The 23,285-nt window shown below is 60.7% G+C and carries 24 protein-coding genes; 12 read left to right on the top strand and 12 right to left on the bottom strand.

Translation table 11 applies throughout. From position 1 onward, the window contains the following. Positions 1-22 precede the first annotated feature (22 nt). Positions 23-1,111 carry an endonuclease/exonuclease/phosphatase family protein gene (locus HKK57_RS13595; RefSeq protein WP_169390284.1) on the bottom strand — a complete coding sequence of 363 codons (1,089 nt, stop codon included), beginning with the start codon at positions 1,109-1,111 and terminating at the stop codon, positions 23-25. Between the two features lie 72 nt (positions 1,112-1,183). Next, on the bottom strand, positions 1,184-1,846 hold the full coding sequence (locus HKK57_RS13600) for a YciC family protein (protein ID WP_070994180.1): 663 nt from the start codon (positions 1,844-1,846) through the stop codon (positions 1,184-1,186). 169 nt (positions 1,847-2,015) lie between these two features. Here HKK57_RS13600 and HKK57_RS13605 point away from each other — a divergent pair, with 169 nt between their 5' ends. From HKK57_RS13605 to HKK57_RS13615, 3 genes are all read left to right on the top strand, one after another. Continuing rightward, positions 2,016-2,732, top strand: coding sequence for a DUF2076 domain-containing protein (locus HKK57_RS13605; protein ID WP_029292195.1), 717 nt, complete (start codon positions 2,016-2,018; stop codon positions 2,730-2,732). A 119-nt stretch (positions 2,733-2,851) separates the two neighbouring features. Further along, on the top strand, positions 2,852-3,328 hold the full coding sequence (locus tag HKK57_RS13610; RefSeq protein ID WP_029292193.1) for an NYN domain-containing protein: 477 nt from the start codon (positions 2,852-2,854) through the stop codon (positions 3,326-3,328). A gap of 25 nt (positions 3,329-3,353) precedes the next feature. Then, positions 3,354-3,965, top strand: coding sequence for a 3'-5' exonuclease (locus HKK57_RS13615; protein ID WP_029292191.1), 612 nt, complete (start codon positions 3,354-3,356; stop codon positions 3,963-3,965). A 161-nt stretch (positions 3,966-4,126) separates the two neighbouring features. On the opposite strand, the gene HKK57_RS13620 is transcribed toward HKK57_RS13615, so the two are convergent. Further along, positions 4,127-4,585 carry an Lrp/AsnC family transcriptional regulator gene (locus tag HKK57_RS13620; RefSeq protein WP_029292189.1) on the bottom strand — a complete coding sequence of 153 codons (459 nt, stop codon included), beginning with the start codon at positions 4,583-4,585 and terminating at the stop codon, positions 4,127-4,129. Positions 4,586-4,744: 159 nt separating this feature from the next. Between HKK57_RS13620 and yedA the strand changes: the two genes are divergently transcribed. The 3 genes from yedA (at position 4,745) to HKK57_RS13635 (ending at position 7,796) form a co-directional block, all read left to right on the top strand. Beyond that, entirely contained in the window at positions 4,745-5,641 is an 897-nt protein-coding gene (gene yedA, locus HKK57_RS13625) for a drug/metabolite exporter YedA (protein WP_029292188.1), read from the top strand. Between the two features lie 48 nt (positions 5,642-5,689). Further along, positions 5,690-7,024, top strand: a complete 1,335-nt coding sequence (locus HKK57_RS13630; protein ID WP_029292187.1) for a DEAD/DEAH box helicase — start codon at positions 5,690-5,692, stop codon at positions 7,022-7,024. 496 nt (positions 7,025-7,520) lie between these two features. Then, positions 7,521-7,796 carry a hypothetical protein gene (locus HKK57_RS13635; RefSeq protein ID WP_169390285.1) on the top strand — a complete coding sequence of 92 codons (276 nt, stop codon included), beginning with the start codon at positions 7,521-7,523 and terminating at the stop codon, positions 7,794-7,796. A gap of 266 nt (positions 7,797-8,062) precedes the next feature. On the opposite strand, the gene HKK57_RS13640 is transcribed toward HKK57_RS13635, so the two are convergent. Both HKK57_RS13640 and HKK57_RS13645 read right to left on the bottom strand, forming a co-directional pair. Further along, entirely contained in the window at positions 8,063-9,316 is a 1,254-nt protein-coding gene (locus HKK57_RS13640; protein WP_029292183.1) for a TIGR03862 family flavoprotein, read from the bottom strand. Between the two features lie 174 nt (positions 9,317-9,490). Beyond that, positions 9,491-10,411 carry a histone deacetylase family protein gene (locus tag HKK57_RS13645; RefSeq protein WP_169390286.1) on the bottom strand — a complete coding sequence of 307 codons (921 nt, stop codon included), beginning with the start codon at positions 10,409-10,411 and terminating at the stop codon, positions 9,491-9,493. A 75-nt stretch (positions 10,412-10,486) separates the two neighbouring features. Here HKK57_RS13645 and HKK57_RS13650 point away from each other — a divergent pair, with 75 nt between their 5' ends. From HKK57_RS13650 to HKK57_RS13660, 3 genes are all read left to right on the top strand, one after another. After that, positions 10,487-11,056 (top strand): GNAT family N-acetyltransferase, encoded by a 570-nt coding sequence (locus HKK57_RS13650; protein WP_029292179.1) that lies wholly within the window; start codon positions 10,487-10,489, stop codon positions 11,054-11,056. Positions 11,057-11,215: 159 nt separating this feature from the next. Next, complete coding sequence (gene tesB, locus HKK57_RS13655; protein WP_029292178.1) at positions 11,216-12,085, top strand: acyl-CoA thioesterase II; 870 nt, start codon at positions 11,216-11,218, stop codon at positions 12,083-12,085. After that, positions 12,082-12,669 carry an HAD family hydrolase gene (locus tag HKK57_RS13660; RefSeq protein ID WP_070994175.1) on the top strand — a complete coding sequence of 196 codons (588 nt, stop codon included), beginning with the start codon at positions 12,082-12,084 and terminating at the stop codon, positions 12,667-12,669. The genes tesB and HKK57_RS13660 overlap by 4 nt, the downstream gene beginning before the upstream one ends. A 31-nt stretch (positions 12,670-12,700) precedes the next feature. Here HKK57_RS13660 and HKK57_RS13665 read toward each other — a convergent pair whose 3' ends face one another. From HKK57_RS13665 to HKK57_RS13680, 4 genes are all read right to left on the bottom strand, one after another. After that, positions 12,701-13,663 (bottom strand): IS110 family transposase, encoded by a 963-nt coding sequence (locus HKK57_RS13665; protein WP_092232475.1) that lies wholly within the window; start codon positions 13,661-13,663, stop codon positions 12,701-12,703. Positions 13,664-13,975: 312 nt separating this feature from the next. Further along, positions 13,976-14,953 carry an alpha/beta hydrolase gene (locus HKK57_RS13670; RefSeq protein ID WP_169390287.1) on the bottom strand — a complete coding sequence of 326 codons (978 nt, stop codon included), beginning with the start codon at positions 14,951-14,953 and terminating at the stop codon, positions 13,976-13,978. Beyond that, positions 14,954-15,841, bottom strand: a complete 888-nt coding sequence (gene ypfJ, locus HKK57_RS13675; RefSeq protein ID WP_070994173.1) for a KPN_02809 family neutral zinc metallopeptidase — start codon at positions 15,839-15,841, stop codon at positions 14,954-14,956. A gap of 157 nt (positions 15,842-15,998) precedes the next feature. Then, positions 15,999-16,412 carry a hypothetical protein gene (locus tag HKK57_RS13680; protein WP_169390288.1) on the bottom strand — a complete coding sequence of 138 codons (414 nt, stop codon included), beginning with the start codon at positions 16,410-16,412 and terminating at the stop codon, positions 15,999-16,001. A 193-nt stretch (positions 16,413-16,605) separates the two neighbouring features. Between HKK57_RS13680 and HKK57_RS13685 the strand changes: the two genes are divergently transcribed. Beyond that, positions 16,606-17,484, top strand: a complete 879-nt coding sequence (locus HKK57_RS13685) for a DMT family transporter (protein ID WP_032861818.1) — start codon at positions 16,606-16,608, stop codon at positions 17,482-17,484. 1 nt (position 17,485) lies between these two features. Here HKK57_RS13685 and HKK57_RS13690 read toward each other — a convergent pair whose 3' ends face one another. After that, on the bottom strand, positions 17,486-18,820 hold the full coding sequence (locus HKK57_RS13690; RefSeq protein ID WP_029292168.1) for an MFS transporter: 1,335 nt from the start codon (positions 18,818-18,820) through the stop codon (positions 17,486-17,488). A gap of 253 nt (positions 18,821-19,073) precedes the next feature. Between HKK57_RS13690 and quiC the strand changes: the two genes are divergently transcribed. Together quiC and HKK57_RS13700 are read left to right on the top strand one after the other, a co-directional pair. Beyond that, a complete protein-coding gene (gene quiC, locus HKK57_RS13695; protein ID WP_070994171.1) occupies positions 19,074-20,969 on the top strand; it encodes a 3-dehydroshikimate dehydratase QuiC in 1,896 nt (631 codons plus the stop codon). Positions 20,970-21,040: 71 nt separating this feature from the next. After that, complete coding sequence (locus HKK57_RS13700) at positions 21,041-21,706, top strand: TetR/AcrR family transcriptional regulator (RefSeq protein ID WP_029292164.1); 666 nt, start codon at positions 21,041-21,043, stop codon at positions 21,704-21,706. Positions 21,707-21,780: 74 nt separating this feature from the next. On the opposite strand, the gene HKK57_RS13705 is transcribed toward HKK57_RS13700, so the two are convergent. Continuing rightward, on the bottom strand, positions 21,781-22,635 hold the full coding sequence (locus HKK57_RS13705) for a shikimate dehydrogenase (protein WP_169390289.1): 855 nt from the start codon (positions 22,633-22,635) through the stop codon (positions 21,781-21,783). Beyond that, positions 22,632-23,069, bottom strand: a complete 438-nt coding sequence (gene aroQ, locus HKK57_RS13710; protein ID WP_029292159.1) for a type II 3-dehydroquinate dehydratase — start codon at positions 23,067-23,069, stop codon at positions 22,632-22,634. Before aroQ ends, HKK57_RS13705 begins: the two co-directional genes overlap by 4 nt. Positions 23,070-23,285: the final 216 nt, after the last annotated feature.

Genomic DNA, 23,285 nt, shown 5'->3' on the forward strand with positions numbered 1-23,285 from the left:
ACATTGGGTTTGGGGGTGTTTGCTATTGCGCGGCGGGCAGCAGGAACCGCGCAATCACCGGCAAATGATTGGAAATACGCAATGTATCGTCCTGGCGCACTCTGGCTTCGACCTTCTTCAGCCTTGGGCTGAAGAACAGATAATCCACCGTGCGATCCGGCCCATCGAGGCCCGGGTCGTTGGGGAAGTGGGTCAGCCACTGGGCGCGGTCAATCCCGCTGGATTGGCTGTTGCTGGGGACCATCGGGTATTTGTCCCACAGCAGATGCAGTTCGCTGTCCGGTGAGTACTGCCCGCGTCGGCCAGGGTCCAGGCGCAGGAATTGCCCCAGCGGCAACAGGTTGAAATCCCCGCCAATCAGCCACGGCGTGCCTCGGCTTTCGAATTTATCCAGCAGTTTGATGGTTGCCTGCACCTGTTCGCGCACCGCGCTGTGGCCGGGTGCGCCATTGTCCAGGCGGGTGTTGAGCACTGCCAGTTGGCCGCCGTCGCTCAACGGCAGGTAACTGAGCAGCAACGCAGGCTTGGGTTGGAATTGGCGACTGAACAGGTTGGCCGAGGCCACGGGCAGTTGCAGGCGTTCGGCGTGTTCGATCTGGTAGCGGCTGAGGGTCACCAGCTTGCGGCCGACGCTGCCGAAGATATGCCAGTCGGGCACAAAGTCGGCTTTCCAGTCGAAAGCCTGGACGCTGCAAGGGTAGAGGTCCACCAGACGCTCCTGGAGCAGCGCCAGTTGATCCTGGTAGTGGGATGGCTTGGCGCCTTCGTCCAGCTCCTGCAACAACAGTACGTCTGGCTGTTCGTCACGGATCACCCGTGCCACTTCGTCCAGGCTGGAGGCCATGTCTTCGATGGTGGGGCGCTCGTCCGGGCCGCTGCCGTCGGGGGTGTCGTACCAGAACACGTAGTTCTTGCCCGCCAGGTACTGCACGTTCCAGGTCATCACCTTGAGCGCCTGGCCGGGCAGCAGCGTCGGCGCGCGCGGGGCGACGCAGCTTACGGGCAAGGTCTGTTTGTCGGCGGGGCGCCAGGTCAGGCTGTAGACCAGGGCGGTCAGCACGCCAGCCAGAATCAGCAGACCTACCAGGGTTGTACGCAGTAAACGGTTCATCGGCTCGCCTTATGGCGCTGCAGGACAGGCACGGAGCATACCCGACCGGCAGCCGGGAGCCCAAGGACCATGTTAACGGGCGTCTGCATCACCGGCGATCAGCATGAACAGGCGGAACAGCACCACGCTGGTAAACAACTGCAAGAAGCTGTGGGCACTGTCGATCAGCACCGCCAGCAGCGGGTTCTGCAGGTCGGGCCAGGCCGCGACGCTGGCGCCCTTGAGCAGCCACAGCGGGGTCATTACGCACAACAGGCAGATCAGGATGCGCAGGAAATGCCCGCGGGTCAGGCGGAAACTTTCCTTCATCGCGGCCAGCGCAGGCATGCCGCGCAGTACCAGCAGGTATTCGGCGAAGGCCAGGGTGACCATCAGCCATAGCCCCGGCAGGAAATACAGCGACAGCCCCAGCAGGATCAGCAAGGTGCTCATGGCGGTCAGTAGCGCATAGCGAGGCCACAGGGTCAGCGCCATGGCCAGCACGTCGGCGGTGCGCGGCGACTCGCCACGGCTGCGGGCGTCGAGGAACAGGATCAACGCGGCGGTGTACAGCGGATACACCAGCAGCCCGACGATCATGCTGTAGCCGGTGAACGCCTCCGGGCCCAGCGTGCGATCGAGCACTTGTTGCAGTACGGCTTCCAGGATCACCAAGGGCAGGCACAACTGCACGATGGCGCCCAGGTTGCGCTGGAAGAAATAGAAAGAGTCGCGCAGAACGGTCAACGGATTCATCAAAGTCATCACAGGCCAAAAAAGCAGCAGACACTTTAACTGATCACCGACAAACGTAAACCTTGGGTAAAGACCATTGAAACGCCGCGGCCCAGCCCCATTACTGGTGGCGTACCTTGCCCATTGCGGGCGGAACGCAGATTTTTACCGGCAATCTAACGAGGTCGCCATGAACAGCGAAGAGCAAACCCTGATCGATGGACTGTTTTCACGGTTGCAGCAAGCCGAAACGGATTCAGCCCCCCGCGACGCCCAGGCAGAAGCGCGGATCAAGGAGCACATCACTCGCCAACCAGCCGCCGGGTACTTCATGACCCAGGCGATTCTGGTGCAGGAAGCCGCGATCAAGAGCCTGGATGCGCAGAACAAGCAGCAGGCGCAGCAAATTCAGCAGTTGCAGGATGAGTTGCAACGCACCCGGACAGCACCGCCGGCCGCGAGCGGTGGTGGTTTTCTGTCGAGCATCTTTGGTGGCAGCTCCCGCGAACCGCAGCCTGCGCCCAGCGCGCCGGCCTCTGGCGCGGGCGGTTGGCGCGAGCCGAGCCGGCCGGGCTTCAACAGCGCGCCTGCGCCACAACAGAGTTATCAGCAACCCCAGCCGGCAGCGCCCGCCGGCGGCGGCTTTCTCGGCGGCGCCCTGAAAACCGCAGCCGGCGTGGCCGGTGGTGTGATGCTGGCCCAAGGCATCAGCAGCCTGTTCAGCCATAACCAGCAGCCGCAGGTGGTGGAAGAGATCATCCGCGAAGAGCCGGCACCGGCCAGTGACAACAGCGGTTGGGGCAATGACGAGCAACGTTTCGCGGGCAATGACAGCACTGACAGCTTCGCCGACAGTGGTTATGCCGATGATTCTTCCTACTTTGGCGACGACGACTCCTTCGTCTGACACTCACTGAATCGGGGCGCGTTGTCGCCCCGGTCTGATTTTTCTCGGAAACCTCCTCTTGGCTGGCATACTGAGCGCCTTTGCGGGCCATCACGTCCCCGGTGCCATGAGGATATGCGGTGAAAAAAATAGCAGTGTTCGCCGATGTGCAGAACCTCTACTACACCGTGCGCCAGGCTTATGGCTGCCACTTCAACTACGCCGCCCTGTGGGCTGATATCAGCCAGCGCGGGCAGATCGTCGAGGCGTATGCCTACGCCATCGACCGTGGCGACAGCAAGCAGCAGCAGTTCCAGCAGATCCTGCGCAACCTGGGCTTTACCGTGAAGCTCAAGCCTTACATCCAGCGCAGCGATGGCTCGGCCAAAGGCGATTGGGACGTGGGCATCACCATCGACATCATGGACGCTGCCGACCATGTCGACGAAATAGTGCTGGCCTCGGGTGATGGCGATTTCGACATGTTGCTCGATCGCATCATTCATAAACATGGCGTCGAAGCCGTGGCCTACGGCGTGCCGGGGCTGACGGCCAACTCGTTGATCCGCGCGGCCAGCCGCTACGTGCCTATCGAAGGCGCGTTGTTGCTCAAATAGATTTTCAGATGGGGTTGGAACAGGTTTGGAACGTATAGCGGTCATCGACTTTGAAACCACCGGCATTTCGCCGAGCAGCAGTTGCCGGGCCACGGAAATTGCCGTGGTCATCCTGGAGCAGGGCCAGATCGTGGACCGCTACCAGAGCCTGATGAACGCCGGCGTGCGCGTGCCGGGGTTTATCGAGCAACTGACCGGCATCAGCAACGCCATGCTGCGCAGCGCGCCGCCGGCGGAGCGGGTGATGAACGAGGTCAATGAGTTTGTCGGCACCACGCCGCTGCTGGCGCACAACGCCGCGTTCGACCAGAAGTTCTGGGACTTCGAACTGGGCCTGATCCGCCGCACCCGCCTGCAAAAATTCGCCTGTTCGCTACTGTTGGCGCGCCGGCTGATGCCTGCAGCACCGAACCACAAGCTTGGCACCCTGACCTCCTACGCTCAGTTGCCCCACACCGGCAAGGCTCACCGGGCCATGGCCGACGCGGAAATGGCAGCCAACCTCACCGCCCACCTGGCGCAGGAACTGCGCCGTGCCCATGGCTTGCGCGAGTTGTCCCATGACCTGCTGTGCAGTTTGCAGAAAGTGCCGGCGGCGAAGATCAATGATCATCTGAAGAAACATCGCGGGTTCTGATAGCAATCCCGAGCCCAACCAAGATCAAACTGTGGGAGTGGGCTTGCCCGCGATGGCGGTGGGTCAGTTTAGCCATTCGGGCCAGACACACCGCTATCGCGGGCAAGCCCGCTCCTACACTTATTCGCGCCCCGGCAACCCGATCAACAGTAGGCCTGCGCTCAGGCACCGCCATTCTTCCCTTCCAAATGCCCCAACGGCACCCGCCGCTCTATGGCGCTCGACAGGATGATCGAGGTCTTGCTGAAGCCAAACTTCGCCACCCGGTTGATCAGGTTTTCCAATTCCGGCATCGACCCCACCGCCGCTTGCATGATCACGCAGGGGTCGCCGGTGACCCGGTGGCATTCGGTCAGTTCGGGGATTTCTGCCAGGGCGTCGTAGACCTTCTGGCTGCCGTTGTTGGTCAAGCGCAGTTCGATCGTACATTGGATCGGCAAGCCGATCTTGGACAGGTCGACCTTGGCCTGGTAGCCGGTGATTACGCCGCTGGCCTCCAGCTTGGCCACGCGTTCGGCCACGGCGGGGGCGGAGAGGTTAACGGTACGGGCCAGTTGTGCGTAGGTGGCGCGGCCATCCTCCAGCAGGGCGCTGAGGAGCATGCGGTCGTATTTGTCCATGATAAGGCTCTGGCAGTAGGGGGCTTTCGAATACAAGGCTTATAGCCTTGATAACCATGATTTGAAAAGTGTATGGGCGCTTTAAACAGGTTTTGTAACTTATGTTTACTGGCGCGGATTCCTAAAATAGCGATCCCTTGTCTTGCCGCAGAGCTGCCCATGCCTGGCCCACGTCGTTTTCCGTTACCGTTGATCGCCGCTTTTTTTGCGTTGTACGTGATCTGGGGTTCTACCTACCTGGTTATCCGCATTGGCGTGGAGTACTGGCCGCCGTTGATGCTGGCGGGGATTCGCTTTTGTACGGCGGGGGCGCTGATGTATGGCTACTTACGCTGGCGCGGGGTGCCGGCGCCGACCTGGGCGCAGTGGAAAGCCGCGGGCATGATCGGCATTTTGCTGCTGACGTTCGGCAATGGCGCCGTGAGTGTGGCTGAACACACCGGCGTGACCTCCGGCGTCGCCGCGCTGGCCGTGGCGACGGTGCCGCTGTTTACCTTGCTCTGTGGCTATTTCTGGGGCGCGCGTAATACCCGTCTGGAATGGGCCGGGGTGATTCTGGGGATGATCGGCATCGCCATGCTCAACATGGGCTCCAACCTGCAGTCGAGCCCCCTGGGCGCTGGGCTGCTGTTGTTCGCCGCCGCTTCCTGGGCGTTTGGTTCGGTCTGGAGCCGGCACTTGCCGTTGCCTCAGGGCGCCATGGCCAGCGCCGCCGAAATGCTGATCGCCGGTGTGGTGCTGTTGATCGGCAGCGCACTCAAGGGCGAACACCTGGAGGCGATGCCGCCGGTGGAAGGTTGGCTGGCCCTGGCTTACCTGACCGTGTTTGGCTCGATCATCGCCTTCAACGCTTATATGTACCTGCTCAAGCATGTGCGTCCGGCAGCGGCCACCAGCTATGCCTACGTCAACCCGGCCGTGGCGGTATTGCTGGGGATTGTGTTTGTCGGCGAGACCATCGGCCTGGAAGAAGCCCTGGCGATGCTCGTGATCATCAGCGCTGTGCTGTTGATCAGCCTGCCCCAGTGGCGTAAGCCGAAGCCGGAAATAAGGTAAACTGCCGCGCATTACGCCCTTGCGCTGAATTTTTCCTACGGTAAACACATGACTTTCGCCACACTTGGCCTGATCGAACCCTTGCTGCGCGCCCTTGAGGCGCTTGGCTACCAGACCCCGACGCCGGTGCAGGCGCAAGCCATTCCGGCGGTGCTGGCCGGTCGCGACCTGATGGCCGCGGCCCAGACCGGTACCGGCAAGACTGCCGGCTTTGCCGTGCCGCTCCTGCAACTGCTGACCATGGAAGGGCCGAAGGTCACCGCCAACTCGGTGCGTGCGCTGATCCTGTGCCCCACCCGCGAGTTGGCCGAGCAGGTTCACGCCAGCGTTGCCCAATACGCCGAACATCTGCCCCTGACCACCTACGCGGTGTATGGCGGGGTGAGCATCAACCCGCAGATGATGAAGCTGCGCAAGGGCGTCGACATTCTGGTTGCCACCCCTGGGCGCTTGATCGACCTGTTCCGCCAGAACGCGCTGAAACTCAATCAGCTGCAAACCCTGGTGCTGGATGAAGCCGACCGCATGCTCGACCTGGGCTTCTCGGAAGAACTGGCGAACATTTACCGCATGCTGCCGAAAAAGCGCCAGACCCTGCTGTTTTCCGCGACCTTCTCCGACGATATCCGCCTGCTGGCCGGGCAGATGCTCAATGACCCTTTGAGCATTGAAGTCAGCCCGCGCAACGTCGCCGCCAACACCGTCAAGCAATGGGTGGTGCCGGTGGACAAGAAGCGCAAGGCCGAGCTGTTTGTGCACCTGATGCGCAAGGGCAAGTGGAAGCAGGTACTGGTGTTCGCCAAGACCCGCAATGGCGTGGATGCGTTGGTAGATAAGCTACAAGGCCTGGGGATCAATGCCGACGGCATCCACGGCGACAAGCCACAAGCTACGCGCCAACGTGCCCTGGACCGCTTCAAGGCCAGCGATGTGCAGATACTGGTGGCCACCGATGTGGCGGCCCGTGGCCTGGATATCGAAGATTTGCCGATGGTGGTCAACTTTGACCTGCCGATTGTCGCCGAGGATTACATCCACCGCATCGGCCGTACTGGCCGGGCGGGCAACACCGGCGAGGCGATTTCCCTGGTGTGTGCCGATGAAGTGAATATGCTCTCGGCCATCGAGATGCTGACCCGCCAAACCCTGACCCGCAAAATGGAACAGGACTTCGAACCGGAGCACCGCGTGCCGGATACCGATGCCAGTGGCCAGGTGGTGAAGAAGCCGAAAAAACCGAAGAAGCCCAAGACCTCGGGTGGTGGCGGCAAGCGCAACCTGGGCAAGTGGGTGGACAGTGGCGAGGTTGCGCCGGCGGAGCCTTCTATCAAACCCGTGCGTAAGGTGCCTGTTTTTAATACAGGGCCACGGAAGAAAAAGTAACTGTTTTTTGTCAGTCAAATAGCAGTCAATGAGTCTGGTGGGCGAGGCAATCTCGCTCACGTTAGTTTGTCGCAATATAATTCGTTAAATAAGTTCTTGGCTTGAAAATAGCGGGTTGCTGTTTTTCGGAAATGCGTTGTGCGCATGTAAAATTAGTGGTGTTGGAGTTTTTTTTTGATCGATAACCACTGTAGGTCTGTAGTGGTTTTCTATTAGTTTCAATTTCAAGTGGAGAATAAATATGCCACTTCCTTTTGTTACGTTCATTATTGCTGGCCTAGGGGGCCTGCCTGCATCGGTGTCTCTACTCGATTAGTGAGCGAAAAGGCAAGTCACTCCTGCGCACTGCCAATCGCTGCCGCTTCCCTTCTATTACGATTGCCAGCTAAATTTTGTAACCTATTCCCGCGTAGATTTCGGAATTTATTTTTGCTGTATGCCACTGAGGGTGGCGACGTTAATCGCATGAAATAAATTCTATAGAGAGCGTGTTTTTATGGTTGCTTCCGTGAATTCTGTTGGTTCTTCAGCAGGTGCAACAGTCCATGCCCCATCTGAAGGTGCTGGAGTCAGTAAGGAAATAGAAAGCCAGCGTGAGTCGCTGAAGGATAAAGTTGCAGGACATACGGCTAATGGGGATTATCCTCAAGCCTATGGGGCCTATAAAGACTATGTTGATCTCGTAAAGAATCACTACGATTTGGACTCGGACCATTTGCAGAAGTTTGACAATGTCCTTGAGGAGTACAGGGTTCGTGCTCACGGGGCGTAAGTGCGCCTTGGTAATTGCCGCGCGTGAGGACCTGCTTTGGTGAGTTTCAAGAGTGACACTGAGGTCCTGTCCCATGGGCCTATAAGCAGGTGCACTGTACGGTTGCTTTCGGGTGATTGAAGTTTCATCAATGCCGAGAGTGCTTTAAAAACTATTTTCTCTCGTTAAGCATTTATTTAGATCAGCATCAGGGGTAAGCCCATGGCTTACCCCCTGGCAGCCAGAGAAGACAGTGCCTGTAAGCAATCAATGCGCCGGATACTTCATCAACGAATTAAGGGGGTATCGTTGGTTCTCAGCCACTCCAATATGCTGCGCCCAGCCACTTGCCCACTGGCAAAACACCCCGTCAGCAAATACCCGCCCGTCGGCGCTTCCCAGTCCAGCATCTCTCCGGCACAGAACACTCCCGGCAATTGCTTGAGCATCAAGCGCTCATCCAGCGCCTCAAACGGCACGCCACCTGCGGTGCTGATGGCTTCGTCCATTGGCCGGGTTTTCACCAGGGTCAGCGGCAGAGCCTTGATATCGACGGCCAATTGCTGCGGGTCGCTGAAATGCTCGGCAGGCGCCAACTCGCGCAACAGCGCGGCCTTGACCCCATCCAACCCCAACTGACTGTGCAAATGCTTGCTCATCGAACGTGAGCCACGGGGCTTGGCCAATGCAGCCTGCACCTTGTCCAGTGGCTTGCCCGGCAGCAGGTCGATATGCAGGGTGGCTGAGCCGTCGCGGTTGATGGCTTCGCGAATCGGCGCCGACAGGGCGTAGATCAAACTGCCCTCGATACCGGTCGCGGTGATCACGCATTCGCCCAACCGGGGTTTGTCATCTGCCAAACCGATGGCGACGTTTTTCAGCGGCGCTCCGGCGAATTTGCTCACCATCAAGTCGCTCCAGGCCGTTACCTCGAAGCCACAGTTGCTCGGTTGCAGCGGGGCGTAAGGCACGCCTTGGGCTTCCAGCAACTTGAGCCAGGCGCCGTCGGAACCCAGGCGCGACCAACTGCCGCCGCCGAGGGCCAGGAGCACGGCATCGCTGTGGACAGTTTTCTCGCCATCCGGGCTGTGGATAATTAATCCGCCATCGGCATTCCAGCCCAGCCAGCGGTGGCGGGTGTGGATAACTACCCCTTGGTCGCGCAAGCGCTTGAGCCAGGCGCGCAGCAGCGGCGCGGCTTTCATATCGGTCGGAAACACGCGGCCAGAGCTGCCGACAAAGGTTTCTATCCCCAGCCCATGAATCCATTCGCACAACGCCTCGGCGCCAAACTGGCGCAGCAAAGGGGCGATGTCGGGTGCGCGCTCGGCGTAGCGTGAGAGAAAGGCCGGGTAGGCCTCGGAATGGGTGATGTTCATGCCGCCAACCCCGGCCAGCAGGAACTTGCGACCCACCGATGGCATGCCGTCATACAGGTCCACTCGGACCCCGGCCTGGCTCAATACTTCGGCGGCCATCAGCCCGGCGGGGCCGCCACCGATGATCGTGACGTGAGGGAGCTGGGCTGGAATCTGGGGCATGGTGGTGACTGCGGTTCGGCGAAGTAGGCCGAGCATTCTACCCGAGCACCGCGAAACTGCCTGATCAAAAAACGTACACGCTCCTACACCCTATGTGGCGTGTGCCTTGCAGGCGCTTACGCTCAACTTATCCACAGGCCGTTCCACAGGCATTGTGGGTAACGCAACCACACTTCAATGACAGCCTGATGATGTCCACACCCGTTGGGCACTGTGATGCAGGATGCCATGGCGACGGGCCAGGGCAGAGCGATCCTTGCTGTAGCCGCCGCCAATTACGCCCACCACCGGGATGTCGCGGCCCAGGCAATGGCGCATCACGCTTTCGTCCCGGGCGGCGACGCCTGCGTCTGTCAGCTTGAGATAACCCAGGGCGTCGTCCTTGTGCACATCGACACCCGCGTCATACAGCACCAGGTCGGGCTGGTAGAGCGGCAACAGGTAGTTGAGGGCGTCGTCCACCACCTTGAGGTAGTCGGCATCGCCCATGCCCATGGGCAGCGGGATATCCCAGTCGCTGGTGGCCTTGCGCGCCGGGAAGTTCTTTTCGCAGTGCAGGGACACGGTAATGGCATCCGGCGTGTCGTGGAGGATGCGCGCGGTGCCATCGCCTTGATGCACGTCACAGTCGAAGATCAGCACGCGGTTGACCCGCCCGCTGGCCAGCAGGTAGTGGCTGATCACCGCCAGGTCATTGAAGATGCAAAAGCCCGCCGGGTAGTCGTAGTGAGCATGGTGGGTGCCGCCCGCCAGGTGGCAGGCCAGGCCGTGTTCCAGGGCCTGTTCGGCCGCCAGCAACGAGCCGCCGACTGCGCGCACGGTGCGCCGGGCCAGGGCTTCGCTCCAGGGCAGGCCCAGGCGCCGTTGGTCTTCGCGGGACAACTCACCGCTCATATAGCGTTCGATATAGCCAGGGTCATGGGCCAGGGCGAGGACCTCGGCCGGGCATAATTGTGGACGCAGCAGTTGGCTGTCCTGGGTCAGGCCGCTGTCGACCAGGTGATCGCGCAGCAGCCGGAACTTGTCCATGGGGAAGCGATGATCCGCCGGGAACTCGGGGCTGTAGTCGTCGTGGTAGATCAGTGGCAAAGGCATGGCAATTTCTGGCAGGAACCAGTGACGGATCTTAACAGCGCTGTACACTCACGCACATGGCAAGGGAGGGGACCGATGGAGCCGATACTTGAGTTGGAAAGCGCGCGCCTGGTGCTGCGCCAGTGGCGCGACGGCGATCTGCCAGCGTTTGCCCGGATGTGCGCCGATCCGCAGGTGATGCGCTATTTCCCGGCCCCCTTGGATCGCCTGGAAAGCGCGGCATTGATCGGGCGAATACGTGGGCATTTTGCCGAGTACGGCTTTGGCCTGTGGGCCCTGGAACGCAAGGACAGCGGCGAGTTTATCGGACTGACAGGGTTGCTGAATGTCGGCTTTGACGCCGACTTCACCCCGGCGGTGGAAATAGGCTGGCGCCTGGCCCGCGAGCACTGGGGCCTGGGGTTTGCCAGTGAGGCGGCCTGGACCGCATTGCGCTGTGGTTTTGACCGTTTGCAGTTGGACGAGATAGTGGCCTTCACCACCGAGGCCAACTTGCCGTCGCAGAAAGTCATGCAGGCCATCGGCATGCATTACGATCCGGCCGCAGATTTTCAGCACCCCAGGCTCGCGGCGGACGATCCGCTGCGCCATCATGTGTTGTATCGCATCACCCGCGCCCAATGGTTGGACACGCTGCACGGATAAGCAGGCGGTAATACTTGTAGGAGCGAGCTTGCTCGCGAAAAACGTCAACGATAACGCGCAGGGCCTGATACCCGGCGTCGTCCCTGGTTTTTTCGCGAGCAAGCTCGCACCTACAGTAGAAAATAGAAGGTAGAAACCGTTTTGCTCTGAGGAGAGTGTATGAGCCAAGTGTTGGAAGATCTGGTCGACTTGCTGACCCTGGAACCGATTGAAGAAAACCTCTTTCGCGGCCGCAGCCAGGACTTGGGCTTTCGCCAACTGTTCGGCGGCCAGGTATTGGGCCAGTCGCTGTCGGCGGCCAGCCAGACCGTCGAAGAAGCGCGGCATGTGCATTCGTTGCACGGCTATTTCCTGCGCCCTGGGGATGCCGGCCTGCCGGTGGTCTATCAAGTGGACCGGGTACGCGATGGCGGCAGCTTCAGCACGCGCCGGGTCACGGCGATCCAGAAGGGCAACCCGATCTTCACCTGCAGCGCCTCGTTCCAGTACGACGAGGAAGGCTTCGAGCATCAGACCACCATGCCGGTGGTGGTGGGGCCGGAGAACTTGCCGTCGGAGTTGGAACTGACCCAGCAGCGGGCGCACCTGATTCCCGAAGCCATGCGCGAAAAACTGCTGTGCCCCAAGCCGATCGAAGTGCGGCCGGTGACCGAAAAAGACCCGTTCAACCCGCAGCCCACCGATCCGGTCAAATACGTGTGGTTTCGCGCCGATGGCGCCCTGGCCGACTTACCGGCGCTGCATAAATACCTGCTGGCCTATGCCTCGGACTTCGGCCTGCTGACCACCTCGTTGCTGCCCCATGGCAAGACGGTGTGGCAGAAGGATATGCAAGTGGCCAGCCTCGACCACGCGTTGTGGTTCCACGCCGATCTGCGCGCCGACGACTGGTTGCTGTACGCCATGGACAGCCCATGGGCCGGCAATTCCCGTGGCTTCTCCCGTGGCAGCGTGTATAACCGCGCCGGTCAACTGGTGGCCTCGGTGACTCAGGAAGGCTTGATCCGCCATCGCAAGGATTGGGCATGAGCCTGGCGCAGGTTAAACACTGGGTGTTTGATATGGACGGCACCCTGACTGTGGCTGTGCATGACTTCGCGGCGATCCGCGTGGCCCTGGACATTCCGCCTGCCGACGACATCCTCACCCATTTGGCGGCGCTGCCGGCGGCTGAAGCGGCGGCCAAGCATGCCTGGTTGCTGGAGCATGAACGCGAGCTGGCGCTGGGCTCGGTGGCAGCTGCGGGCGCGGTGGAATTGGTGCGGGACTTGGCGGCCCGAGGCTATCGCCTGGGGATCCTGACGCGCAATGCCCAAGAACTGGCTCACATTACCTTGCAGGCCATCGGCCTGGCGGACTGTTTTGCCGTGGAAGATGTGTTGGGCCGCGACGACGCCCCGCCCAAGCCGGACCCCGGTGGCCTGCTGAAACTGGCGCAGGCCTGGGACGTGGCCCCCGGCGAGATGGTGATGGTGGGTGACTATCGCTTCGACCTCGATTGCGGGCGGGCGGCGGGGACGCGGACGGTGTTGGTGAACGTGCCGGAAAACCCATGGCCGGAATTGGCCGATTGGCACGCCAAAGACTGCGCGGCATTACGCCAGATGATCTAAAGCAAGCATCAAAAATCAAATGTGGGAGATTCTATGTTGCAGGTAAACCCTGCAACCTTAAGTTCGGTTGGTATTCGCTCTGGTTTTTCATCAGCGCGAATGCCACCCGGCAGAGCTTGCGGGCGAGGATTACCAGGGCTTGGGTCTTTGCCAGTCCTCGGGCCAGGTAGGACTCGTAGTACGGTTTCCAGGTCGCAGATCGGCTAGCGGCCATCGCTGCGTTGTGAGCAAGGCGCCGCAACTCTGAATCGCCCTTTTTACTCAAGTGCCGAGGGCCGGCCTTTTTTCCGGAGTCTTTTGGTCTCAGATCCATCCCCAAGAAAGCGATGAATGCATCGCCATTGGCGAACTGACCGCGCATGAAGGCTGTCGCTAGACCAGTAGCCGTAAGATCACCCACTCCCTCAATGGCTTTGCAGCGCTTGATATTTTCGGTGATGCCCGCCTCTTTGCTGACCTTGTGCAGCAACTTCTGAATGACCTGCTCAGCTTGTTTGAAGGACTTTAACTGCTGGGCCAACTCGTCTTTCAAAAGCGGTTCGCCTGACCAGCTCAGTGTGAGGCTTACACGCAAGTTGATAAGTTCTGCACGTCGGTGTAGCAAGCTTTTCAATAACTTGTAAGCCTGCGGAGGTGGACTCCAGAGCCGTAGCCGTTTCTGCTCGCTGCTCAGGTAGCGCGCTAATAAACGTGCATCACAAGGGTCGGTTTTCGCCCGCTGGCCAATGCTTTCGCGGTAATGGCTCAACCGATAAGCGTCTACAACGTAAACCCGATGTCCTATTTCATGGGCGAGTTCAGCTGTGTCCAAGTGGTAAGTGCTGGTGGCTTCCAGGGCAATTGAGCTGTTGGCAGGTAATGTGTTGAGCCAGCGGCCAAGAGCATCGCGGTCGTTGGCAATGGCTTGAGTGGCGTTGAGGTCTTCGCGGTAGGCAACGATTTCGGCCTTGGCCACATCGATACCCACAACCGTTGGTGAAGTAAGGATTGTCATAACTAATCCTCGGAGCTAGGGTTTAAGGGCTTGTCGGGGTCTATCCCAGCGCTGGCTTGCCTCTATTGTCGGTTTTCCCGATGAATTCCTTATCGGCGCTTAGGGTAGAAAGGGCGGGACGAGAAGTCTCCCACGGTCCGTACTGGCTAGAGTCGGAATCGGGCTTTTAGTCGCCGCCCACCCCTTCAAGTCTAAACATACAAGCGGGCTTGCTCGCGAAAGCGGTGTGTCAGTCGGCACATGCATCAACTGACAGGCTGCTTTCGCGAGCAAGCCCGCTCCCACATTTTTGATTGGGTTTTGTCTGACGGATTAGTGGAACAGGACCGCCTGCCCCTGCGGCGAGGTGAACATCTTGTCGCCGTCATGCCCCACCCCTGGCACTTCAACTAACCGCTGGCTCAACTGCGGATGGCGTTGCTTGAGGTAGTTGAAATAGTTGTGCCCGCGAATCAGCCGGTAGGCGCCCTGGGTCTCGGCTGCGCAGCTTTTGTCCAGGGCCGGATGGTTGGGGTCTGTGTCCTGCTGGCCGAGCAGGTAGGTGATTTCGCGCGCGGCGTAGGCTTTTTCCAGTTGCTCGGGGCTTTGGCCGTTGGCGTAGGCCGGCAGCTTTTGCATGCCGTACTTCCAGTCGTTGAATCCTGAGCAACTGGCCGGCGCGAATTGCACCGGGCGTTGCGGGCTGAAGTAGGCATAGGACGACGGGTTGGCAATCACATAGCGCAGGCTGATCCCCGCCGCTTGCAGGGCCGGGTGGTCATGGCCGGTCAGGGCAAAGCGTTGCACCACCTGGCCACCCCCGGAATGCCCGGCGATCACTATTTCTTTGAGGGCCGGGAATAGTTTGCGGTTGCCCAGGTGCTTGATGATTTGGTCCAGGACACCATAGGAGCTGATCTGGCCATGGCCGATTGACGACTCGCCCGCCATCCAGGCATTACCGTGCCAGCGCAGCACGCTGTCGCCCAAGTGATGGCGCTGGACATCGGCGTCGTTGAGGAACTGCGGCGCGATCACCAGGGTATTGGCACTTTGCCCGGCGTGGGCGGCGGCGTCTTTGGCGCTTTTGAGGTAGGTCTGGGCGTTGCGCAGCCGGCCATGCACGATAATCAATGCGCGGGTGACCTGTGGCAGCGGCTGGCGCCAGTCCTGGCTAAGGCCCAGGCTCAGGTCGCCGGCTTGCAGGGTGAATCGATCGGGGCTGATCACCTTGACCGCCTGCCCGGCGGCCAGGGTGGCGGTCGAGTAGGTGATCAGCATGCCCAGCAGCCATCCGCAGCGTTTATTCATTTACAGACTCTTGGCCGAAAACGTGTCGCATTGGCTGATCTGGCCCTGGGCAAACCCGGTCTTGAACCAGCGCACGCGCTGTTGCGAAGTGCCATGGGTGAACGAGTCCGGTACTACGCGGCCTTGGCCCTGCTGCTGCAAGCGGTCATCGCCGATGGCGTTGGCAGCGTTCAGCGCCTCTTCGATATCACCCGGTTCCAGCCAGTTCAGGCGTTTTTGCGCACGGTTGGCCCAGACCCCGGCGAAGCAGTCGGCTTGCAGTTCCTGGCGGACCAGCAGGCCACCATCGCCTTGCATCTGCCGGCCTTGCTGGCGCGCGACCTGGATTTTCGACGAAATCCCCAGCAGGGTTTGCACGTGGTGACCCACTTCGTGGGCGATCACATAAGCCTGGGCAAAATCGCCGGCCGCCTGGAAGCGTTGGGACATTTCCCGGAAGAAGTCCAGGTCCAGGTAGACCTGCTGGTCGGCCGGGCAATAGAACGGACCGCTGGCGGAGGTGGCGCCGCCGCAGGCGGAATTCACTCGGCCACGGAACAGGATCAGCTTGGGATTCTTGTAGGCCAGGCCGTTTTCCTGGAACACCTGGCCCCAGGTGTCTTCGGTATCGCCCAGCACGGCACGCACGAAGTCCGCCTGTTCATCGTTGGCCGGTGGTGCCTGGCGTGTTTGCGGGCTGACCGAGGGGGCTTGCTCGGTCATCTGGCCGCTCAGTTGCCCGAGGATCTGCATCGGGTCCTGGCCCGTCAGCAGGCCGATGCCGACGATCAGCACGATAGCGGTCAGGCTCAGGCCCTTGCCGCCGCCAAAGCGCATGCCGCCGCCACCGCCGCCGTCACTACGCGCGTCGACCACGTTGTCGCTGCGCCGACCCTTTTTCCATAGCATGTGGCAATCCTCTTGATGATCGTTATGTAGGGGCGAGCTTGCTCGCGAAAAACGCAAAGGCACCGCGTTAAACCAGGCATGCGGCGTTAGCGTTAACGACTTTCGCGAGCAAGCTCGCTCCTACAGTAATCGGGGTTGTGATGATTGAGTATGGCCGTTATTCGCGGCAATACCCTTCGCCCGTATTGACCACCAGGCAATCTTTTTTATCAGCCAGCCATTTCAAACCGGTCGCGGCACCGTCGCCGGCGCGCAGCACTTGCGGGCCGTCGGGGCGCTTGAAGATGATGCCGTCTTCGCCGGCCTCGCCCTTGAAGGTGCCGGAGGCATCTGCATCAAGGCCGTATTGCATGGTCAGCAGGTAGTGCCCGCGGCCAATGCTGTCGTCTTTGCTGACCGTCAGGTGCAGGCCTTCGACGCCGATCCATTTGCCGACCCATTTGTCGGTGGGCAGGGTTTCCGGGACCAGGGTCGCTTGCACCGAGGGCGGCGCCGGCTTCGGCGCCTCGGGGGCTTTATCGCAGGCGCTGAGCAGGGCGAGGGTCGAAAGGAGCAACAGGGATTTTTTCATGGAGTGGGCCTTGGTTAAAAAGCGTGCAATGGCAGGCTGGCGTGCAGCGTTGGACTGGGTTTGGGCAATTTAGTGCGCTGATCGCCCGCTGTTTGGTTATGCTCTTGAGACCGATGCACCACCCGCTCTAGATTAGCGCGTTGAGTGCCACTGCTTGCGGCGGTCATTTCAGCCTGTCACGCACGAGAATTCAATGACCCTCAGCACCCCTCTTTCCGGCGTCAACCATCCCTTCAAGGGCATCGCGCTGATTGTACTGGCGACGCTCCTGTTTTCCAGCCATGACGCCTTGTCCAAGTACCTGGCCGGGTTCTATCCCATCGTGATGGTGGTGTGGGCCCGCTACATGGTGCATACGCTGCTGATGGCGGGGATTTTCCTGCCGCAATCGGGCTTGCGCGTGCTGCGCAGCAAACGCCCGTTGTTGCAGGTCGCCAGGGCCCTGTGCCTGCTGGGTACCAGCCTGTTTTTTACCGCAGCCTTGCATTACATCCCGCTGGCGGAAGCCACGGCGGTGAACTTTCTCGCACCGATCCTGGTGACGGCCCTGTCGGTGCCGCTGCTGGGCGAGCATGTGACGCGGGGCCAATGGCTGGCGGTGATCTGCGGGTTTGTCGGGGTGATCATCATCGTGCATCCCGGTGGTGAGTTGTTCACCCCGGCAGTGTTGTTGCCCTTGGTCTCGGCGTTGTTCTTCTGCTTCTACCAACTGCTGACCCGCATCCTCAGCCAGTACGACAGCCCGACCACCAGCAACTTCTTCGCCGGCCTGTGCAACACCCTGGTGATGAGCGCGCTGGTGCCGTTCTTCTGGGAGGTGCCAACCCTGGGTCATGGCCTGTTGATGCTGGCGCTGGGCAGTTGCGGGATGACCGCGCACTTGATGCTGACCCAGGCCTTCCGCTTCGCTGCGCCGGCCTTGCTGGCGCCGTTCGGCTATTGCCAGATCGTGTTTGCGGGGTTGTTGGGCTGGCTGGTGTTCAACCACACCCCGGACCTGACCACGGTGGTCGGGATCGGGGTGATCTGCCTGAGCGGGTTGGCCGCTGCCTGGCAGCAGCGGCGGCGGTGAATCAGACCTCGACCGTCGGAATCTTGCGCGGCGCCATGAAGTACATCCAGGTCAGGGCGAGGAAGTACATCGCCGGGATCAGGGTGAACAGCACGGTGTAGTTGTTGTTGGTCACGGTCAAGATATGGCCGACGATCTGCGTCATGAACATCCCGCCGATGGCCGCGCACATCCCGCCAAAACCGAACACCGTGCTCATCATGTGCTTGGGCGTGTAGTCCATCACCAGGCTCCAGATATTGGCGGTCCAGGCCTGGTGTGCGCCGATGGCCAGGGAGATGGCAAACACCGCGACCCATAGCTGGCTGGAGCCTGCAGCCATGATCACGCCGACGATGCAGCAGGCAAACAGCAGCATCGACAGCAAGCGCGCCTTGATCGGCTGCATGCCGCGACCGATGAGGAACGAGGACAGGATGCCGCCGCCCACGCTGCCGAAGTCCGCTGTCAGGTAGATGATGATCAGCGGGATGCCCATCTGGGTCACGTTGATCCCCAGGTTGTATTGCTGGTTGAGAAACGGCGGCAGCCAGTACAGGTAGAACCAGAACACCGGGGCGGTCAGGGCGTAGGCAATGGCGAAGGCCCACGTGCCGCGCATGCGCAGGATACGGCTGAAAGGCACGCGCGGTTGTTCCGGCTCGACTTCCTGTTGCACGTAGTCCAGTTCCGATTGCTTCACGCTCGGATGGTCTTCGGGGTTGTAGTACTTCAGGCCCCAGAACACCAGCCAGACCCCACCCAGCGCAGCCATGCACAGGAAGGCAGCCTGCCAACCCCACACATGCAGCACCAGCGGCAACAGCATCGGGGTCATCATGGCGCCGACGTTGGTGCCGGCGTTGAAGATGCCGGTGGCCACTGCGCGCTCACCGGCGGGGAACCACAGGCGGGTGGTCTTGACGCAGGCGGGGTAGTTGGCCGCTTCGGTCAGGCCGAGGATAAAGCGGCAGACCATAAAGCCCACCGCCGAGGTCGCCAGGCCGTGGGCGCCGGTGGCGATGCTCCACAGCAGCACCGCGCAGAAGAACACGCGCTTGACGCCGACCCGGTCGATCAACCGGCCTTGCAAGACAAAACCAATGGCGTAGCCGACCTGGAACCAGAAGTTGATGTTGGCGTAGTCCATCGCCGTCCAGCTCATCTCCTTGGCCAGGATCGGCTGCATCACGCCCAGGGCGGCACGGTCGATGTAGTTCAGGGTGGTGGCGAAAAACACCAGGGCCAGCATGCCCCAGCGGGTTTTGCCGACGGCGAGGGCGCCGCGAATCTTGTCGCCAATGGCCGCTTGCGGGTTGCCGGGGCGCGGGGCCACGGCGGAATTTTGCGAAGGCATGAGAGGTACCCGTTTTTGAAATTTTTATGGTGTGTTCTGGGTCGTGATCACAGGTGCGCGCCAACAAAAAACGGCCCTGGATGCGCAATCGATGGTGCGCAGCGGCTAAAAAATCGTCAATTCACCAATCGCCATTGTGTTCGATAATCGCCCATAAAACTAACCGGTTGGTACATTTTAAATTGCTGCTTTATCGCGCGCGGCCAATAATTTGCCGCAAATAAGACCAGCCTTCATTGCCGGGAGTCACCCCATGCAACGTTCCATCGCCACTGTTTCCCTGAGCGGCACCCTGCCGGAAAAGCTCGAAGCCATTGCTGCGGCCGGGTTTGATGGGGTGGAAATCTTCGAGAACGACTTGCTGTATTACGACGGCAGCCCCCGTGAGGTGCGGCAGATGTGTGCCGACCTGGGCATTGCCATCACGTTGTTCCAGCCGTTTCGTGACTTTGAAGGATGCCGCCGCGATCGCCTGGCGCGCAACCTGGAGCGCGCCGAGCGCAAGTTCGACCTGATGCAGGAGCTGGGCACTGACCTGGTGCTGGTGTGCAGCAATGCCTCGGCAGACTCGACGGGTGAGCATTCGATCCTGCGTGATGACCTCGGCCTGCTGGCCGAACACGCCGGCCGCCGTGGCTTGCGCATTGGCTATGAAGCCTTGGCCTGGGGGCGGCACGTCAACACCTGGCAACAGGTCTGGCAACTGGTGCGCGAGATCGATCACCCCAGCCTCGGGGTGTTGCTGGACAGTTTTCATACCTTGTCGCTCAAAGGCGATCCGACGGCGATCGCCCAGATCCCTGGCGACAAGATCTTTTTTGTGCAAATGGCCGACGCGCCGATCCTAGCCATGGACGTGCTGGAGTGGAGCCGGCACTTTCGCTGCTTCCCCGGCCAGGGCGAGTTCGACCTGCCGGGTTTTCTCGCGCCGATCATCCAGAGTGGCTACACCGGGCCGCTGTCCCTGGAGATTTTCAACGATGGCTTTCGCGCCGCGCCCACCCGGGCCAACGCGGCGGATGGTTTGCGGTCGTTGCTGTACCTGGAAGAGAAGACCCGTCAACGCCTGGAACAACAGGCCACGCCGGTGGATATCCTGTTTGAGACCCCAGCCGCCAGCGAGTACGACGGCATCGAGTTCCTGGAATTCGCGGTGGATGAAAACCTTGGCGCCCGGTTGACCCAGTGGCTGCAACGCCTGGGCTTCGTCAAGGCTGGGCAGCACCGCTCCAAGAGCGTCAGCCTGCTGCGCCAGGGCGATATCAACCTGATCCTCAACTGCGAGCCTTACTCCTTTGCCCACAACTTTTTCGAGGCCCATGGCCCGTCGTTGTGCGCCACGGCGATGCGCGTCAAGGACAGCGCCAAGGCCCTGGAACGGGCGGTGGCCTACAAGGGCCAACCTTATCGCGGCCTGGTCGGGCCCAATGAACTGGAGCTGGCGGCGGTCCGCGCGCCGGATGGCAGCCTGATCTACCTGGTGGACCAGCATGCGGGCGGGATCTACGACACCGATTTCAACCTGCAGGCCGCCAACACCAGCGGCGGCGGCTTGCTGCGCATCGACCATATGGCCATGGCCCTGCCGGCCGACAGCCTCGACAGTTGGGTGCTGTTCTACAAGAGCCTGTTGGATTTCGAGGCCGACGACGAGGTGGTGCTGCCGGACCCCTACGGCCTGGTCAAGAGCCGGGCGCTGCGCAGCCGCTGCAGCTCGATCCGCCTGCCGCTGAATATTTCCGAGAACCGCAATACGGCGATTTCCCACGCGCTATCGAGCTACCGTGGCTCCGGGGTGCATCACATTGCCTTCGATTGTGCGGATATTTTTGCCGAGGTCAGCCGGGCCAAGGAGGCGGGCGTGCCGCTGCTGGATATCCCGCTCAACTACTACGATGACCTGGCGGCGCGGTTTGATTTCGACGATCAGTTCCTCAGCGAACTGGCGTACTACAACGTGTTGTACGACCGTGACGCCCAGGGCGGTGAGCTGTTTCATGTGTACACCGAGCCCTTTGAAGGACGGTTTTTCTTCGAGATTATCCAGCGCAAGAACGGGTACGCCGGCTATGGCGCCGCTAACGTGGCGGTACGCCTGGCGGCGATGGCCAAGTCGCGCAGTGGGGCGTTGCGCCAGGCCAAGTTGTAGGGTGTTGGCGCTTCCTTCGTGAGACCTGGCGGCCCATAATCACGGCCTGCATAAATGGCCGTGAGCGCACCATGACCCCGACGTCCGAACTGCCCGTCGCCCCCGTGGCGCCGCGCAAGAGTCGCAAGAACAACCCGGAAAAGACCCGCGAGAACATTTTGCAAGAGGCCATTGCAGAGTTCGTGCAGCAGGGGCTTTCCGGAGCGCGGGTGGACGCTATCGCCGAGCGCATCCACACCTCCAAACGCATGATCTATTACTACTTCGGCAGTAAGGAGCAGTTGTACGTCGAGGTCCTGGAAAAACTCTACGGTGATATCCGCAACACCGAGACGCGGATGAACCTCACCGCGCTGGAGCCGCGGGAAGCGATTCGGCGCCTGGTGGAGTTCACCTTCGACCACCATGACCAGAATGTGGATTTTGTGCGGATCGTCAGCATCGAGAACATTCACAACGCCGAGTATGTGAAACAGTCGGATGCGATCAAGGCGATGAACAGCAATATCCTTGAAGCGCTGGGCGCGACCTTGCGCCGGGGTGCGGAACTGGGAGTATTTCGCGCAGGGCTGGAGCCGCTGGATGTGCATTTACTGATCAATTCGTTCAGCTTTTACCGGGTGTCCAACCGGCATACTTTCAGTGAGATCTTTCAGATCGAATTGTCGGATGACGCGATCAAGCAACGGCATCGCGCGATGATCTGCGAGTCGGTGCTGCGTTACCTGCAGGCCTGATCCACCGCCGAATTCAATGTGGTGCGGGCTTGTGTGGGAGCAGGCAAGCCTGCTCCCACATTAGGAACCGGTTTCTACAGTGAAGTATTCATGCTCTGGAAATGATCGAGCATCCTTTGTGCATCTGCTGGCTTACCACTGAACAACTCAAACGCCTTCACCGCCTGGAACACGGCCATATTGCCCCCATCCAGCGTGCGACAGCCCAAGGCCCGGGCCGTGCGCAGCAGTTCGGTTTCCAGCGGGAAGTAGACGATTTCCGCGACCCACAGCGCAGCGCGTAGCAACCGCGCTGGCACTGGCATGCCCGGCAGCTTGGCCATGCCCATGGGCGTGGTATTGACCAGGCCGTCAGCCGCCGCCATCGCGCTGTCCAGATCACTGCCGGCCTGCGCGCGGCCGGGGCCGAAATGCTGGTTGAGGTTATCCGCCAGGCTTTGCGCGCGGCCATGGTCCACATCGAAAATACTCAACTGCCCGACACCCTCGGCCAACAATGCGTGGGCCACTGCTGCGCCCGCGCCACCGGCCCCCATCTGCACCACGCGCTGGCGCGCAGCCTCATGCAGGCCACGGCGAAATCCTTCGGCAAAACCCAGGCAATCGGTGTTGTGGCCGATGCGCTTGCCGTCGCGCCAGATCACGGTGTTGACCGCACCGATGCCCCGCGCTTCGGGCGACAGTTCATCGAGCAGCGCCAGGATCACTTGCTTGCATGGGTAGGTGATGTTCAACCCGGTGAAGTTCATCTGTTCGGCGGCCGTGAGCAAGTCGGGCAGGGCGCTGCTGTCCATGTGCAACTGATCGAGGTCGATCAGGCGATACAGGTAGCGCAAGCCCTGGGCATCGCCTTCCTGCTCATGCAGGGCCGGCGTGCGGGAGGCCTGGATGCCGGCACCGATCAGGCCGGCGAGGATGCGTGGCTTCATTTGAGCACCCGGCTGAAATGCTCAAGGGCCAAGTGATAGCCGTGGCTGCCAAACCCGGCGAGCACGGCCTTGGCGATAGGGGAAACAAAGGAGTGATGGCGGAAGGGTTCACGGGCGTGCACGTTGGAAAGATGCACTTCGATCACCGGCAGTTCACTGGCCACCAAGGCATCGCGGATGGCCACTGAGGTGTGGGTCCAGGCCGCCGGGTTGATCACGATTCCGGCACAACGGGCGCGGGCCCCGTGGATCCAGTCCAGCAGTTCGCCTTCGTGGTTGGTCTGGCGAAACTCCAGTTTCAACCCCAATTGTTCGGCGCTGCGGCCGCACAGCGCGGCGACGTCGGCCAGGGTCTCGTGGCCATAGGTGGCCGGTTCGCGGGTGCCAAGCAGGTTCAGGTTAGGGCCGTTGAGGACCAGCACGATAGGCGCCATGGAAATGTCTCCACTGTTGTTTTTATTGATGGGGACAAAATGTACTGAATGGTTAATTTGGTCAATTGGCCAAACGCCGCACCGTGGATAACCGTTCGATTATCGAACGCTGAATAAAAGCTGGCGAGACCACTCAAGAGTTGATATCAATTGAAAATCATTCTCGACAACGCTTAAGATGCGCGCCTGTTTCCTTTACACCCCCAGGGAGTCGGT

Source organism: Pseudomonas sp. ADAK21, from assembly GCF_012935735.1.
GTDB lineage: Bacteria > Pseudomonadota > Gammaproteobacteria > Pseudomonadales > Pseudomonadaceae > Aquipseudomonas > Aquipseudomonas proteolytica.